Origin of the sequence: Microbacterium sp. PRF11, from assembly GCF_031844085.1 — a bacterium.
In the GTDB taxonomy this organism is placed as follows: domain Bacteria; phylum Actinomycetota; class Actinomycetes; order Actinomycetales; family Microbacteriaceae; genus Microbacterium.
In genome coordinates, this window is sequence record NZ_JAUZUP010000001.1 from 894,195 (window position 1) to 908,209 (window position 14,015).

General features: G+C 72.1%; 14 protein-coding genes. 7 read left to right on the forward strand and 7 right to left on the reverse strand.

Annotated elements, in window-relative coordinates; genetic code table 11:
* Positions 1 to 17: 17 nt before the first annotated feature.
* Genes Q9R20_RS04205 through Q9R20_RS04225 form a run of 5 tightly spaced genes read right to left on the reverse strand, consistent with a single transcriptional unit; the run spans position 18 to position 3,646 of the window.
* Positions 18 to 200 (reverse strand): DUF5302 domain-containing protein, encoded by a 183-nt coding sequence (locus tag Q9R20_RS04205; RefSeq protein ID WP_295840099.1) that lies wholly within the window; start codon positions 198 to 200, stop codon positions 18 to 20.
* 33 nt (positions 201 to 233) lie between these two features.
* Entirely contained in the window at positions 234 to 1,160 is a 927-nt protein-coding gene (locus Q9R20_RS04210) for a DnaJ domain-containing protein (RefSeq protein WP_311248138.1), read from the reverse strand.
* 41 nt (positions 1,161 to 1,201) lie between these two features.
* Positions 1,202 to 1,759, reverse strand: a complete 558-nt coding sequence (locus Q9R20_RS04215) for a hypothetical protein (RefSeq protein WP_311248139.1) — start codon at positions 1,757 to 1,759, stop codon at positions 1,202 to 1,204.
* A complete protein-coding gene (locus tag Q9R20_RS04220; RefSeq protein ID WP_311248140.1) occupies positions 1,756 to 2,574 on the reverse strand; it encodes an LssY C-terminal domain-containing protein in 819 nt (272 codons plus the stop codon). Before Q9R20_RS04220 ends, Q9R20_RS04215 begins: the two co-directional genes overlap by 4 nt.
* A gap of 7 nt (positions 2,575 to 2,581) precedes the next feature.
* Entirely contained in the window at positions 2,582 to 3,646 is a 1,065-nt protein-coding gene (locus tag Q9R20_RS04225; protein ID WP_311248141.1) for an enoyl-CoA hydratase/isomerase family protein, read from the reverse strand.
* A gap of 87 nt (positions 3,647 to 3,733) precedes the next feature.
* Between Q9R20_RS04225 and Q9R20_RS04230 the strand changes: the two genes are divergently transcribed.
* The 3 genes from Q9R20_RS04230 to Q9R20_RS04240 all read left to right on the forward strand — a co-directional run bounded on the left by Q9R20_RS04230 (position 3,734) and on the right by Q9R20_RS04240 (position 6,642).
* Positions 3,734 to 4,942 (forward strand): ATP-binding cassette domain-containing protein, encoded by a 1,209-nt coding sequence (locus Q9R20_RS04230; protein WP_311248142.1) that lies wholly within the window; start codon positions 3,734 to 3,736, stop codon positions 4,940 to 4,942.
* A complete protein-coding gene (locus Q9R20_RS04235; protein ID WP_311248143.1) occupies positions 4,939 to 5,757 on the forward strand; it encodes an ABC transporter permease in 819 nt (272 codons plus the stop codon). The genes Q9R20_RS04230 and Q9R20_RS04235 overlap by 4 nt, the downstream gene beginning before the upstream one ends.
* Before the next feature lie 66 nt (positions 5,758 to 5,823).
* On the forward strand, positions 5,824 to 6,642 hold the full coding sequence (locus tag Q9R20_RS04240) for a TSUP family transporter (protein WP_311248144.1): 819 nt from the start codon (positions 5,824 to 5,826) through the stop codon (positions 6,640 to 6,642).
* A gap of 14 nt (positions 6,643 to 6,656) precedes the next feature.
* On the opposite strand, the gene Q9R20_RS04245 is transcribed toward Q9R20_RS04240, so the two are convergent.
* Positions 6,657 to 7,046 (reverse strand): hypothetical protein, encoded by a 390-nt coding sequence (locus tag Q9R20_RS04245; RefSeq protein ID WP_311248145.1) that lies wholly within the window; start codon positions 7,044 to 7,046, stop codon positions 6,657 to 6,659.
* Positions 7,047 to 7,162: 116 nt separating this feature from the next.
* Between Q9R20_RS04245 and cofG the strand changes: the two genes are divergently transcribed.
* From cofG to cofC, 4 genes are all read left to right on the forward strand, one after another.
* Entirely contained in the window at positions 7,163 to 9,580 is a 2,418-nt protein-coding gene (cofG, locus tag Q9R20_RS04250; RefSeq protein WP_311248146.1) for a 7,8-didemethyl-8-hydroxy-5-deazariboflavin synthase CofG, read from the forward strand.
* Complete coding sequence (locus tag Q9R20_RS04255; RefSeq protein WP_311248147.1) at positions 9,577 to 11,046, forward strand: NAD(P)/FAD-dependent oxidoreductase; 1,470 nt, start codon at positions 9,577 to 9,579, stop codon at positions 11,044 to 11,046. The genes cofG and Q9R20_RS04255 overlap by 4 nt, the downstream gene beginning before the upstream one ends.
* A gap of 19 nt (positions 11,047 to 11,065) precedes the next feature.
* Positions 11,066 to 12,076, forward strand: a complete 1,011-nt coding sequence (gene fgd / locus Q9R20_RS04260) for a glucose-6-phosphate dehydrogenase (coenzyme-F420) (protein ID WP_311248148.1) — start codon at positions 11,066 to 11,068, stop codon at positions 12,074 to 12,076.
* 148 nt (positions 12,077 to 12,224) lie between these two features.
* Entirely contained in the window at positions 12,225 to 12,860 is a 636-nt protein-coding gene (gene cofC, locus Q9R20_RS04265) for a 2-phospho-L-lactate guanylyltransferase (RefSeq protein WP_311248149.1), read from the forward strand.
* A 134-nt stretch (positions 12,861 to 12,994) separates the two neighbouring features.
* Here the strand turns inward: cofC and cofD are convergent, their stop codons facing one another.
* On the reverse strand, positions 12,995 to 13,960 hold the full coding sequence (gene cofD / locus Q9R20_RS04270) for a 2-phospho-L-lactate transferase (protein WP_311248150.1): 966 nt from the start codon (positions 13,958 to 13,960) through the stop codon (positions 12,995 to 12,997).
* Between the last annotated feature and the right edge of the window lie 55 nt (positions 13,961 to 14,015).

Sequence of the window (14,015 nt, forward strand, 5' to 3'; positions counted from 1 at the left end):
GGCGCCGGGGGCTCGGCTCAGCCGCTCTTGCGACGGAACTCCCGCTTGGTCACGGCGGAGTGCGTGCCCTGCACGGCCGAGTGGCCGTCGAGGTGCGCCTCACCGGAACGCTGCCGACCGTTCTTCTTCTCGAGCGCTTCCTTGAACTTGCGCTTCATGTCGTCGGATGCCGAGGCACCCGAGGTCTCGTCGGTACTCATGCCCCCACCCTAGACACGCACCCTCGACGCGACCTAGACGTGGCGCACGCGCTGCTGCAGGCGAGTGCGGATGTCGAACAACTCGGTGCCGCCGACCTCGCGCGCCCCCGTGATGCCGCGACGCAGCAGCGTCGTGAGCGCGCTGCGCGTCACGAGCGCCACGGGCGTCCCGCGCACCTTGCCGAGTTCGCTGATCGCGTCGAGCACGTCGTCGTCGGGCAGCACCACCATCGCACCGCTGAAGCGCACCCCCGCGGACCGCGCGATCACCCGCGCGCGCGACACGAGCTGCGTCACCGGCGACCCGATGACGTTCGGTCCCGTGATCTCGCCGCGACGCACCCCGACGGGACCGCCGAAGTCCTCGCTCAGCAGCGCGTACAGCCCGCTCGGCCCCAGCACCAGGTGGTCGATCTTCTGCTCCGGGTCGACGCCGTCGCGATCGGCGAACACGTCATGCCACACCGTGTAGCCCATCCCCAGCTCGGACACGAGCCGCGCCGTCTCCTCCTCGGCGAGCGCGTCGGCGAGGATATGGCGAATCTCCGGCGGAGCGGAGCGCACGAGCGCCGGAGCGTAGGGGTCGGGGATGTCGACCCCGCGACCCACCCATTCGCGGATGAGCCCGAGGTAGCGCTCACGACGCCACCCGCCCGGTTGGCCGTGCGAGCGTGCGCGCGGACGCGTGTCGGTCGGACGGGGAGGAGGGGATGCCGCCGGCCCGCCGCCCCATTCGCCGCCGGACGTTCCGCGGCCGCGATCGTAGGCGCTGCGCGCCTCGGGGGTTCCGATGAGCTCCCACGCGCGTTGCACCTGCACGAACAGCGCCGCGTCGCCGCCGGTGTCGGGGTGCGTCTCGCGCAACCGCACCCGGTAGGCGCGGCGCAGCCCCTCGTCGTCGACGTCGGCCGCGACACGGAGCACCTCGTATGCCGAGGACGACATGGGACTGTCGAACACGTGCGTCTTCCGTTCTGCCGCGGGGCGCGGCGCCTCTCAGGCTAACCCGCCGCACCCGGACGCGGACCCGCACGCCGCTGGGAACGAGCCGTGCGCGCCCAGCTCGCGGCATCCCGACTCGACAGCGCCAGCAGCACGAGGATGTCCAGGCTCAGCGTCACCAGCGTCGTGCGCACCGTGATCTCCTGCCCGAACTGCCACCAACCGACGAAGCTCGCCGAGATCGACACCACCGAGATCAGCATGACCATCACGCGCGCGAGGTTGCCGCCGAACAGGATCCGGATGCCGAGCACCACCTGCACCGCGAACACGAGGCCGAGCACGCCGAGGAACACCGCCGTCCCCACGCCGAGGTCCGACACCGACAGGTCGACGGGCTCGCTCGCGTCGCCGCTCGCGGCACCGGCGAGCTGCCGCAGCCACGGCGGCAGCGAGAACGCCACGCTCACCGCCCACAGCGCGCCCGCGAGCGCGCGCAGCAGCACCAGCACGGCGCCCGCGACGATCGCGCCCGGTCGACGCCGCGGTGCGTCGACGGCCGGGTCGCGCGGCGGCTCGAAGGCCGGGCGCTTGCGCGGATGCCGAGTCGTGCTCACGCCGCCCCCACGCGCACGCCGCGCACGTCGACGATGGGGAGGTCGCCGTCGGTGCTGATGCTGTCGCCGCCCCCGTTGCGCGAGTGGTACCCGGTCGCGAAGTCGCGGATCACATCGACGCCGACCCCGGGGACCGCGCGAAGGCTCTCGACGATGTGGTCGCGCTCGATGTCGGTGTCGGCGTCGATGCGGTGCGTCACCTGCAGGGTGAACAACGACAGCCCCACCGCCCGGTCGAACGTCCCCGCGGCGAGCCAGTCGACGCGGCGCCCTCCCGGCAGCAGCCAGCCATCGGGACACTTCCAGAGCCGCACGTGGTGCCGCTGCGCGGGCGACCCGGCGACCTCCTGCTGGTACGCGAGATCCTGCATCCGGCCGAACAAGAACAGAGGGCTGACCGGCGCCCGAGGGTAGCTACGCCGTCGCACCGTGGACGAGACGATCCGCCACGACGAGCGCAGGCTCACCGGGTCGGCCGCAATCCACCCCGCCGCGGCCATCGCCGCCTCCACCTCAGCGCGCTCGCCGTCGAGAGCGAGATTGACCGGGTCGCCCAGAAGCCCGTCGGACGTGCGGGTGCGACCCATGAAGTAGTCGGGGACGTAGATCGCGGTGAGGATGCGGTGCAGCCGCGGCAGGACGAGATACGCGAGCAGCACCCAGAACAGCACCGCCATGATCACCCCGCCCCACCCGAGCGAGAACGACTCGGTGAAGCTCAGGTAGGCGAGCCAGATCGCGGCGAGACCGGCGAACACGAAGAAGAACCCGTCGAGGGCCCGACCGATCGACCAGCGGCGCCGCGGTGCGGTCATGGCGCGGTCACCACAGCGCCGGCTCAGGCTCGTACGCGAACGCCTCGGCGACGCGCTCGGGCGGCAGGTCCGCGCGCCGCACGGGCGACCACGACGGCGATCGGTCCTTGTCGACCACCTGCGCGCGGATGCCCTCGACGAGGTCGGGTTGCGTGGACGCGAACCAGAGCACGAGTCCGTACTCCTGCGCGAGCGCGGCCCGCAGCGACGGCAGCCCGCGCGCGCGACGCACCGCCTCGAGCGTCACGGCCAGGGCGGTCGGCGCCGAGGAGTCCAGCAGGTCGGCCGTCTCGCGCGCCTCGGGCTCCTCGCGCTCGCGCAGGCGGGCGATGATGCCGTCCACGTCGTCGGCGGCGAAGGCGTCGTCGATCCACACCCGAGCCGTCTCCAACCGCGACGGCTCGGGCGTCTCGTCGAACAGCAGGACGAGCTCGGTCGGGCTCGACGGATCGGCCCGATTCTCCAGCGCCTCGTACAGCGCCTCGAGGTGGGCGCTCGGCACCATGTGGTCGGCGAATCCCGCGTACAGCGCGTCGGCGGCATCCATGGTCCCGCCCGTCAGGGCGAGGTATTCGCCGATGCGGCCCGGGGCGCGCGCCAGCAACCACGACCCGCCGACGTCGGGCGTGAAGCCGATGCGCGTCTCGGGCATAGCCAGACGCGAGGTCTCGGTCACGATGCGGATCGCGGCGTGACCGGCCAAGCCGATCCCCCCGCCCATGCACACGCCGTCGGCGATAGCGATGACGGGCTTGCGGAACGTCGCGATGCGGTGATCGAGCGCATACTCCTCGCGGAAGAACGCGTGCACGTCGTCGACGCGGCCGTCGCGCACCATGTCGTGCAGCGCCCGCACGTCGCCCCCGGCGCAGAAGCCCCGCTCCCCCGCGCCGTCCAGCAGCACCACGTCGACGTCGGTGTCGTGCTCCCACCGGTCGAGGGTGAGATGCAGGGCACGGATCATGCCGAGGTCGAGCGCGTTGATCGCCCGCGGCCGGTTCAGCGTGAGATGTCCGAGGCCGCGCCGACCCCCGACGAGGACGCTGTCGTCATCGATTCGCTGTGCGTGCACGGTGCCACGTTACACACGCCCCGAGATGTGTTTTCGGCCGCGGATCGGGGAAGATGGGGAGAACGCCCGCCGAACGAGAGGTGCCGCATGCCCGACGGACAGGTGCTCGAACTCGTCGGGCTCACCAAACGCTTCGGGGCGGTCTCGGCGGTCGACGATCTGACCGCGCGCATCGAGCCCGGACAGGTCACGGGCTTCCTCGGACCCAACGGCGCCGGCAAGACGACGTCGCTGCGCATGCTTCTGGGACTTGTGCGGCCCACCTCGGGTGCGGCGACGATCGGCGGCAAGCGCTACCACGACCTCTCCTCCCCGCTGCAGACCGTGGGCGCCGCGCTCGAGGCCTCGAGCTTCCACCCCGGCCGCTCCGCGGCCAACCATCTCAAGGTCTACGCGCGCGCCGCGAACCTGCCCATCTCTCGCATCGACCACGTGCTCGGACTCGTGGGCCTCGCCGACGTCGCCGGACGCCGCGTCGGCGGCTTCTCGCTCGGCATGCGCCAGCGCCTGGGCCTCGCGACGGCCCTACTGGGCGACCCGGGCGTGCTGGTGCTCGACGAGCCCTCCAACGGCCTCGACCCCGAGGGCATCCGCTGGATGCGTTCGCTCCTGCGCCACCTCGCCGAAGAGGGGCGCACCGTGCTCATCTCCTCGCACCTGCTCGCCGAGGTGCAGCAGACGGTCGACGCGCTGCTGATCATCTCTCGCGGGCGCCTCGTCTTCCAGGGCGGCATCGAGGACCTCGCCGATCCCGACGAGTTCGCCACCGTCGTCGACTCCCCCGACCGCGCCGCGCTCGCACAGCTGCTCGATGCGAACGGAATCGCCCATCAACTGCTGCGCAACGGGTTCACGATCCGCCACCACGAGCCGATCGAGATCGGCGCGCTCGCCGCGGGAGCCGGCGTGGCCCTCTCGAACCTGCAGAGCAAGGGCGCGACCCTCGAGGACATCTTCCTCGAGCTGGTCAGCGGGGTGCGCGTGCACGCCAGCGCGGGCGGCGCCCCGGTACCGGATGCCGAGCCCCCGGCGCCGGAGGTCCCGCCCGCCGACCCGCCCGCCCCGACGCCCGTCGAGCCCGCCGAGCCCGCCATCGCCGACGAGCCGCGTCCGTCCACCGCCCTCGTCGCCGTCGTGGCGCCGGCGCGCGCCGCGCGCCCCGCGGCGACACCCCGCGACGACACCGCCCCTCGCCCGTCGTACGCCGTCGCGTCGACGGGCGTCATCGACATCGTCCCGACCGCCTCGGACGGGCGCTCCGAGGGCGACACGACCGAAGAAGGGACGCAGCGATGACCCTTCTGGCCGCCACGCGCTCGGAGTACACGAAGCAGTTCAGCACCGCCGGCTGGTGGGTGCTCGGCATCGTGCTCGTGGTCTATGTCGCCTTCACCGCCGGTGCCCTCGCGTTCGTGTTCGGCGGCGTGGCATCCGGACGCCTCACCGGAGCGAACGGACCCGCCGTGTCCACCGACGGCGTACCCGCCCTCGTCTACAGCTCGGCGACGGCGGTGGGCTACGTCTTCCCGCTGCTCATCGGCACGCTCATGGTCACGACCGAGTTCCGCCACAAGACACTCACCCCGACCCTGCTCGCCACCCCGCGCCGCGGCGTGGTGCTTGTCGGCAAGTTCGCCGTCGGCATCCTGGTCGGCGTGCTGTACGGCATCCTCGGCTCCGCCGCCGCGGTGGCCGCCGGCGCCGGGGTGCTCTCGATCTTCGACATCGACCCCGCCCTCGGCTCCGCCGACACGTGGACGCTCGTCGGTCGCATGCTCGTCGCCTTCGCGCTGTGGGCGCTGGTCGGGATCGGCGTCGGGACGGTGGTGCGCAATCAGGTCGCCGCGATCGTCATGGTGCTGGCCGTCACCCTCTTCGTCGAACCGATCGTGCGCACGATCGGGGGCATCGTCGAGGGCTTCGGCCATGTCGTGAAGTGGTTCCCGAGCGCCGCGAGCGACGCGCTCGTCGGCCAGACCATCTTCGGCGCGATGGGTACCGGCGCGGGCGCAGAGCTCGAGTGGTGGGCGGGCGGCCTGGTCCTGCTCGGTTACGCCGTGGTCTTCCTGGTCATCGGCCTGTTCACCACCTGGCGCCGCGACGTCGACTGACCCGCACGGGCGGGCCGTGACGCGCACCGCATTTGGTGCCGCCGCGGCGACCGGCGAGAATCAACCGTGCTCGATGGACCGGTGATCGCCGACTGGCTCCCCGTATCCGTCGGAGCCCTGGTCCTGCTCCTCGTGGCCGCGGGCGTCGCCGGCTGGGTCGACGCGGTGGTCGGCGGCGGCGGCCTCATCCAGCTGCCCGCCCTCGTCATCGCCGTTCCGAAAGACGTGGCGACGCCGTTCATCCTCGGCACCAACAAGCTGTCGTCGTTCTTCGGCACGCTCTCCGCGAGCTGGGTGTACCTGCGCAAGATCAAGGTGCAGCTCATCCTGCTCGCCCCGCTCGTCGTCGGCGCGTTCGCCGGCTCGGCGGTCGGCGCCGCGCTCTCCCGCTTCGTCCCCCGCGAGGTGCTGACCCCCGTCGTGCTCGTCGCGGTGGTCGCCGTGGGCCTGTACACCCTGCTCAAGCCCAAGATGGGTCTCCACCACGAACCCCGCCACGACCGCCCCGCGGCCATCGCCTGGCGTGCGGGCGCGATCGGTCTGCTGGTCGGCTTCTACGACGGCATCCTGGGTCCGGGCACCGGCTCGTTCTTCGTCATCCTCATCGTGGGCGTGCTGGGCTACGGCTTCCTGCAGGCGAGCGTCAACGCCAAGATCGCCAACCTCACGACCAACCTCGCCGCCCTCGCCGTCTACGGCGTGCACGGCGAGATCATCCTGGTGCTCGGCTTGGCGATGGCCGCGCTCAACATCACGGGCGGGTTCATCGGCGCGCACATGGCCACGCGCCGCGGCAGCGGGTTCGTGCGCGTCGTGTTCCTCGTGACGCTGTCGCTGCTCATCGTGAAACTCGCGTGGGACACGGTGGTGCAGTTCACGGGCTGAGCCGTCCCTGCCGCTCAGGCGACGATGTCGGCGACGTTCTCCGGCTCGGATGCCACGTCCAACCGCAACGCCTTCAGCAGCGCCACACCGTGCTTCGTCGTCAGCACGAGGCGCTCGAACTCCTGGTGCCCCGTGAGATCGATGACGACGCTCGGCTTGCGCCCGCGGATGACGACGAAGTCGTTGCCACCGGCCGACTTCCATGTGCCGGCACCCACTGCGACCGGCAGGTTGACGCCGGGGTTGGGCACGCCGCGGATCCACGTCCACGCGTCGTCGGTGAGCTGTACGCGTTCGATGTGCTCGCGCGGGACGACGATGTTGCTCTTGCGGAAGGACAGCGCACGCTCGGTCGGCGAGAGCACGACCTCGAGCTGCGTCGAATCGAGCAGCAGGGTCACCATGTCCTCCATCCTGCCAGCGTCCGCCGTCTCGCAGCGGCCCCTCACCTCACAGGAACGCAACGATCGGCGCACGCGCCCGCGGCCCGGATGTCGGAGCCGGGGGATAGCCTGGATGGATGAGCACGGGCAGCGTTGCGCCGCGAGTCGCACCGGCCCGAGGCGTGTCGATCGACGATCTGCTGGCGGCGATCTCGGTGGGGTATCGCCCCGACGTCGACGAGACCGAAGCGCTGCTGGCGGCCCCGTTGCCGGCGCTGTTCCGCGTCGCCTCCGCGCTCCGTGACGAGGGCCTCGACCGGGCCGGGCGCCCCCGGGTCATCACGTACTCGCGCAAGGTGTTCGTTCCGCTCACGACGCTCTGCCGCGACCGATGCCACTACTGCATCTTCGTCGACACCCCCGGTCAGCTCGCCCTGCTGCGCAAGCCGGCGTACATGAGCCCCGAGCAGGTGCTCGCCGTCGTGCGACAGGGGCAGGCGCTGGGGTGCAAAGAGGCCCTGCTCACCCTCGGCGACCGCCCCGAAGAGCGCTGGCCCGAGGCGCGCGCCTGGCTCGACGAGCACGGCTTCGCCTCCACCATCGACTACGTCGCCCACGTCGCCCGGCTCATCACCGCCGAGACCGGCATGCTCGTGCACGCCAACCCCGGCGTGATGCACCCCGACGAGCTCGCCGCGCTACGGCCGGTGTCGCCGTCGATGGGCATGATGCTCGAGACCACTTCGCGACGCCTGTACGAGGAGCCCGGGCAGGTGCACTTCGGCTCGCCCGACAAAGACCCCGCGCTGCGCCTGAGCGTCATCGATGACGCCGGGGCCGCCGGCATCCCGTTCACGACCGGCATCCTCGTCGGCATCGGCGAGACCGTGCGCGACCGCGCCGAATCGCTCGTCGCCCTGCGCGACAGCGACGACCGGCACGGTCACGTGCAAGAGGTGATCGTGCAGAACTTCCGCGCGAAGCCCCGCACGGCCATGCAGGGCGCTCCGGATGCCGATATGCACGAGTATCTGGCGACGGTCGCCGTCGCGCGTCTCGTGTTCGGCAGCGACATGCGCATCCAGGTCCCGCCGAACCTCTCCGACCCGCGCGAGCTCGGCCTGCTGATCGAGGCGGGCATCGACGACTGGGGCGGGGTCTCTCCCCTCACCGCCGACCACGTCAACCCCGAACGTCCCTGGCCGCAGATCGACGACCTCGCCGCGCAGACCGCGGCCTCGGGCTACGTGTTGCGCGAGCGCCTGACCGCGCACCCCGAATACGTCGCCGCCGCCGACCGCTGGATCGACCCGGCGCTGCACGCCCCGGTTCGGGCGTTGGCGGATGCCACGGGGCTCGCGGCCGACGTGATCCCGCGGGGCCGGGTCGCCCCGACGCCGGAGCCGGGAGGAGAATCTGCGGAGGGAGGATCCGCCGACGCAGAAGCGTCCTCCGTTCACGTTCTCTCCTCCCCTGGCGGGGGCGACCCCGGCGTGAAGCGGCTCGCCGAGCGGGCGGCATCCACGCCCCTCGACCTCGACGACGACGACTGGGTCCGGCTCCTGCGGGCGACCGGCGGCGAGCTCGACGACCTCGCCGCGGCCGCCGACGACGCCCGCCGGTACACCGTCGGCGAACCCGTCACGCTGGTGCGGAACCGCAACCTCACCTCGACGGGGTTCCGTCGCGGCGGTCGCACGGGCGCGGGCGAATTCGACCTCGACGACGCGGTCACGATCGCCGCCGACGCCGCCGACCTGGGCGCGACCGAGATCTGCATCCAGGGCTCTCTCCTGCCGACGGAAGACCCCTCGGCCTATCTCGACCTCGTGCGAGCGGTGAAGCGGGGGGCTCCCGGCATCCACGTGCACGCGTACCGGCCGGCCGACGTCCGCGACCTCGCCGATCGCGGGGGCCTCGGTCTCGAGGGCGCCCTCGCCGCGATGCGCGACGCCGGCGTCGACACCGTCCCGGGAACGGGCGTGAAGATCCTCAGCGAGCGCGTACGCGCCCTCGTCGCCCCCGGCGACCTCGAGATCGACCGGTGGGTCGAGGGCATCACCGTCGCTCACCGCGCGGGGTTCCGTTCGACGTCGGTGCTCTTCTACGGGCACGTCGAGACCGCCGAGGAGCGCATCGCGCACCTGCGCCGCTTGCGCGAGATCCAGGCCGAGACGGGCGGGTTCGCCGAGTTCGTGCCGATCCCGCTGCCCGGCGGCGACGTCGCGCTGGTCGACGGACGCAGCCCTCTCGATGAACACCGCGCGATGGTCGCTGTCTCGCGCCTCGCGCTGTCGGGCAGCATCTCGCACGTGCAGATCCCGTGGACCCGCGTCGGACGCGAGACGACGGCCGTGCTGCTGCGCTCGGGCGGTGACGACCTGGGCGGCACGCTCTACGACGGACGCGTCCTGCCCGACACCGGCATCGAGCAGGGGCTCGAGCTGCCCGTCCCCGCCGCCGAACGCCTTGCGCGCAGCCTCATGCGCCCCTTCCGCCTGCGGACGACCGACTACCGGGTCGCGTCCCGGTCGACAGGCGACGCCCGCGTATGAGGATCATCGACACCGTCGTGGTCGGGGCCGGTTTCGCGGGCCTCGCGATGGTCGGGGCCCTGCGCCGGGCCGGTCGCGATGACGTCGTCGTCCTCGAGCGCGGCGGCGATGTCGGCGGCACGTGGCGCGACAACACCTACCCGGGCGTCGCGTGCGACGTGCCCGCGCACCTGTACAGCCTCGCCGCCCACCCGAACGCGGAGTGGTCGCGCACCTTCGCCCCGGGCGGCGAGATCCAGGCGTACCTGCGCCGCGTCGCCGCGCGCGAGTCCCTGGGCGATCGACTGCGGCTGCGCACCCCGATGCTCGGAGCGCGATGGGATGCCGACGACGCGGTGTGGCGCATCGACACCGGCGCCGAGCCGCTCGTCGCCCGCTCCCTCGTGCTCGCGTGCGGTCGGCTGACCGAGCCGAACGTCCCCGCCATCGCCGGACTCGAGTCCTTCCCCGGTCCGCTGTTCCACTCGGCCCGCTGGGACCACGACGTCGACCTCGCCGGTAAGCGGGTCGCGGTGGTCGGTACCGGCGCGAGCGCGGTGCAGCTCGTCCCCGAGCTCGCTCGCACCGCGGCGCACGTCACCCTGTTCCAGCGCACGCCCGCGTGGATCGTCCCGCGCGGCGGGACCGACATCTCCCCCGCCGAGCGCGAGCACCTGTCCACCCACCCCGGCGAGATGGCCCGCCTGCGCGCGCAGCTGTACGCCGAGGGCGAGGAGCGCTTCGCGTCGCGCTCGGGTGATGCCGCGGCATCCACCGCCGCCCGGGAGATCGCCCTGAGCCACCTGCGCGCTCAGGTGGCCGACCCTGCGCTGCGCGCCGCGCTCACCCCCGATTACGCCTTCGGCTGCAAGCGCGTGCTGCTCTCGGACGCGTTCTACCCCGCGGTCGCCTCCGATGCCGTGAACCTCGAGCCGACCGCGCTCTCCCGCGTCGACGGTTCGACGCTCACCGCCGCGAGCGGTGCGACGTTCGAGGCCGACGTGCTCGTGCTCGCGACCGGGTTCGCCGCCGCCCAGCAGCCCTACGCCGACCTCGTCCGGGGTGACGAGAGCACTCTCGCCAAGCACTGGTCGGAGGGGATGACCTCGTTCGGCTCGACCGTCGTCGCGGGCTTCCCGAACCTCTTCGTCCTCAACGGCCCCAATGCCAGCCTCGGGCACAACTCAGCCGTGCTGATGGCCGAGGAGCAGTCGGCATACGTCGTGCGCGCCCTGGCCGAGCGCGACCGCCGCCCCGACCGGACGCTGCGCGTGCGCCCCGAGGCCGAGGCGGCGTACACCGACGAGATCGCTGCCGCCGCGGCATCCACCCCCTGGCTGACCGGCGGATGCCGCAACTGGTACGTCGACGAACGGTCGGGGCGGCTGACGCTGTTGTGGCCCGGCACCGTGCAGTCCTTCCGCGAGCGGCTGGCCGGCACCGACGGCTCGGAATTCGAACCCGCGCACAGCCCCGTGCGCGGCTGATCCCCCAAGGAGACAGTGCATGAGCGTTCCGCTGAGATTCGGATACAAGGCCTCGAGCGAGCAGTTCGGGCCGAACGAGCTCCTCGACTTCGGCGTGCTCGCCGAGGAGATGGGCTTCGACTCGGTCTTCCTCTCGGACCACCTGCAGCCATGGATGCACGACGGTGGCCACGCTCCTAACGCCCTCCCCTGGCTCGGCGCCCTCGGCGCGCGCACCCAGCGCGTCATCATCGGCACGAGCGTGCTCACCCCGACCTTCCGCTACCACCCGGGCGTCATCGCGCAGGTCTTCGCGACCCTCGGCGTGATGTACCCCGGTCGCGTGGTGCTGGGCGTCGGCACGGGTGAGGCGCTCAACGAGGTGACCCTCGGCCTCGAGTGGCCCGAGCCGCCCGAACGTTTCCAGCGCCTCAAAGAGGCGATCACGATCATCAACGAACTCTGGGCCGGCGAGCGGGTCACCTACGAGGGCACCTACTACTCGGTGAAGGATGCCACGATCTACGACCGCCCCGAGCACAAGGTCCCGATCTACATCGGCGCCTCCGGACCGGCCGCGACGCGCCTGGCCGGCCGCATCGCCGAGGGCTACATCACCACCAGCGGCAAGGACCGCGAGCTCTACACCGACAAGCTCCTCCCCGCCCTCGACGACGGACTCTCCAAGGCCGGCCGCACCCGCGACGACGTCGACACGCTCATGGAGGTGAAGGTGTCGTACCACCCCGACCACGACACCGCGATGGAGAAGACCCGCTTCTGGGCACCGCTCGCCCTCACCTCCGAAGAGAAGATGAGCGTCCACGACCCGATCGAGATGCAGCGCCTCGCGAACGAACTGCCGATCGAGCGGGCGGCCTCCCGATTCATCGTCTCGACCGACCCCGACGAGCACGTCGAGCGCATCGCGCAGTATGTCGACCTGGGCTTCCGCCACCTCGTGTTCCACGACCCGGGCCACGACCAGGAGGAGTTCCTGCGCATGTACGGCGAGGAGATCCTCCCGCGCCTGCGCAAGCGCTTCGGTTGACCCCAGGGGTGGGGGCACGTTCCGGCCGAGCGGCGATCAGCCCGACGCCGGTGCCGCGCTCCGGAGAAGCGGCGCACCCGGCGCACGTTTCGTCGCCGGGCGCTACCCCCCGCGGGAAATGTCCGCGGTCCGGCACACAATGGAACCGATGAGCACCCCTGACACCTCCGGCTGGACGATCATCGTGCCGGTGAAGCCCGCCGCGGTCGGCAAGACGCGTCTCACCGACGTCGGCACCGACCGCGAGGCCCTCGCGCGCGCCATCGCGCTCGACACCGTCGCCGCGGCGGCGGCCGCCGACCTCGTGTCCCGCGTGATCGTCGTCACCGACGACGAAGGCGTCCGCGCCGAGTTCCGCCGCTCGCGCACCGTCGAGGTCGTGCCCGAGGGCGACACCCGCGGGCTCGACGCCGCCATCGCGCTCGGTGCGGCCGCGGCGGGGGTCGGCTGCCCCCGCGCCGCCCTGCTCGGCGATGTCCCGGCTCTCCGGCCCGCCGATCTCGACGCCGCGCTCGAGCTCGCGGCATCCGTCGAGCGGGGTCTGGTCCCGGATGCCGAGACCACCGGCTCCACCCTCGTCACCGCCCGCGCCGGAGCCGTGTGGGTCTCGGCCTTCGGCCCCGACTCCGCGGCCCGCCACCGCCTGCTGGGCTGCACCGACCTCGCCGTCGCGCGCGACTCGACCCTGCATCGCGACGTCGACACCGCCGCCCAGCTCTCCGAGGCCGTCACCCTCGGCGTGGGCCCGCGGACCTCGGCGGTGCTGGCGGCTACCGCGGCCTGAGCTTCGTGCGGCGTCCACGCGCGGCCTGCGCAACAGATTCGGATCCACGCACCGGATTCGGGTGCGACGGCGAGATTCGTCCGAATCTGTTGCCTCGATCCGAGTCCTTTGAGGGCTCGCGACCGGGGCGGAGCTCAGGCGCTCACCGCCGCCTCGGCGATCGCGGCCGACGTCTCCTCGTCTCGCATCCACAGCGGTGCCACGACGGCTCGGATCCCCGCAGCCTCCACCTCGGGGGCCGCGCTCTCGTCCTCCTCCGCGAGGAGCCACGCGTCGAGCACTCCGCCGGCCGAGCGGGCGCCGTAGTGCCGTGCAACGGCGGACGCGGAGGTCTCCACGCCGATCGCGGTGAGGCAGACATCCGCCATGCCGCGCACGACCCGCCCGCCGATGATCGGCGAGACGCCGACCACCTTCGCGGACGTGTGCCGGACGGCATCCCGAATCCCCGGAACCGACAGGATCGGACCGATCGACACGACGGGGTTCGACGGCGCGATGAGCACGACGTCGGCCCCCGCGATGGCCTCCGCGACTCCCGGGGCGGGCACGGCATCCGTGATCCCGGGGCTCTCGAAGGCGCGCGGGGTGAGCTTCGCCCGGTGGCGCGTCCACCACTCCTGGAAGTGCAGGCGCCCGCCGTCCTCGAGCAGCACGTGCGTGTCGACCTCGCTGTCGGTCATGGGCAACATCCGGATGCCGAGCGGCCACCGCTCCGCCATGCGCGCGAGCACCTGGGTCGGGGTGAGCCCCTCCCGCAGCCAGCCGGTGCGGGCGAGGTGGGTCCCGAGGTCGAGGTCGCCGAGCGTGAACCACGGCCAGCCGGCGCCCCACGCCTGGAGCTCCTCGTTGACGCGCTCGGTGTCGTCCGCTCGGCCCCATCCGCGCTCGGTGTCGTTCACCCCGGCGAGGGCGTACGTGATCGAGTCGACGTCGGGCTGCAGACGGACCCCGGAGAGCCACAGGTCGTCGCCCGTGTTGACGATCACCGTGGCCTCGGGAGCACCCATACGGCCGAGGGCGGCGCGGACGCCGAGCGTGAACTTCGACCCCCCGACTCCACCGGCGAGCACGACGACACGGGGCTGGGGAGGAAGCATTGGTTCAGTCTTTCACCCGGTGCGGGAACGTGAGAATGTTCACATCTTCCCGTCC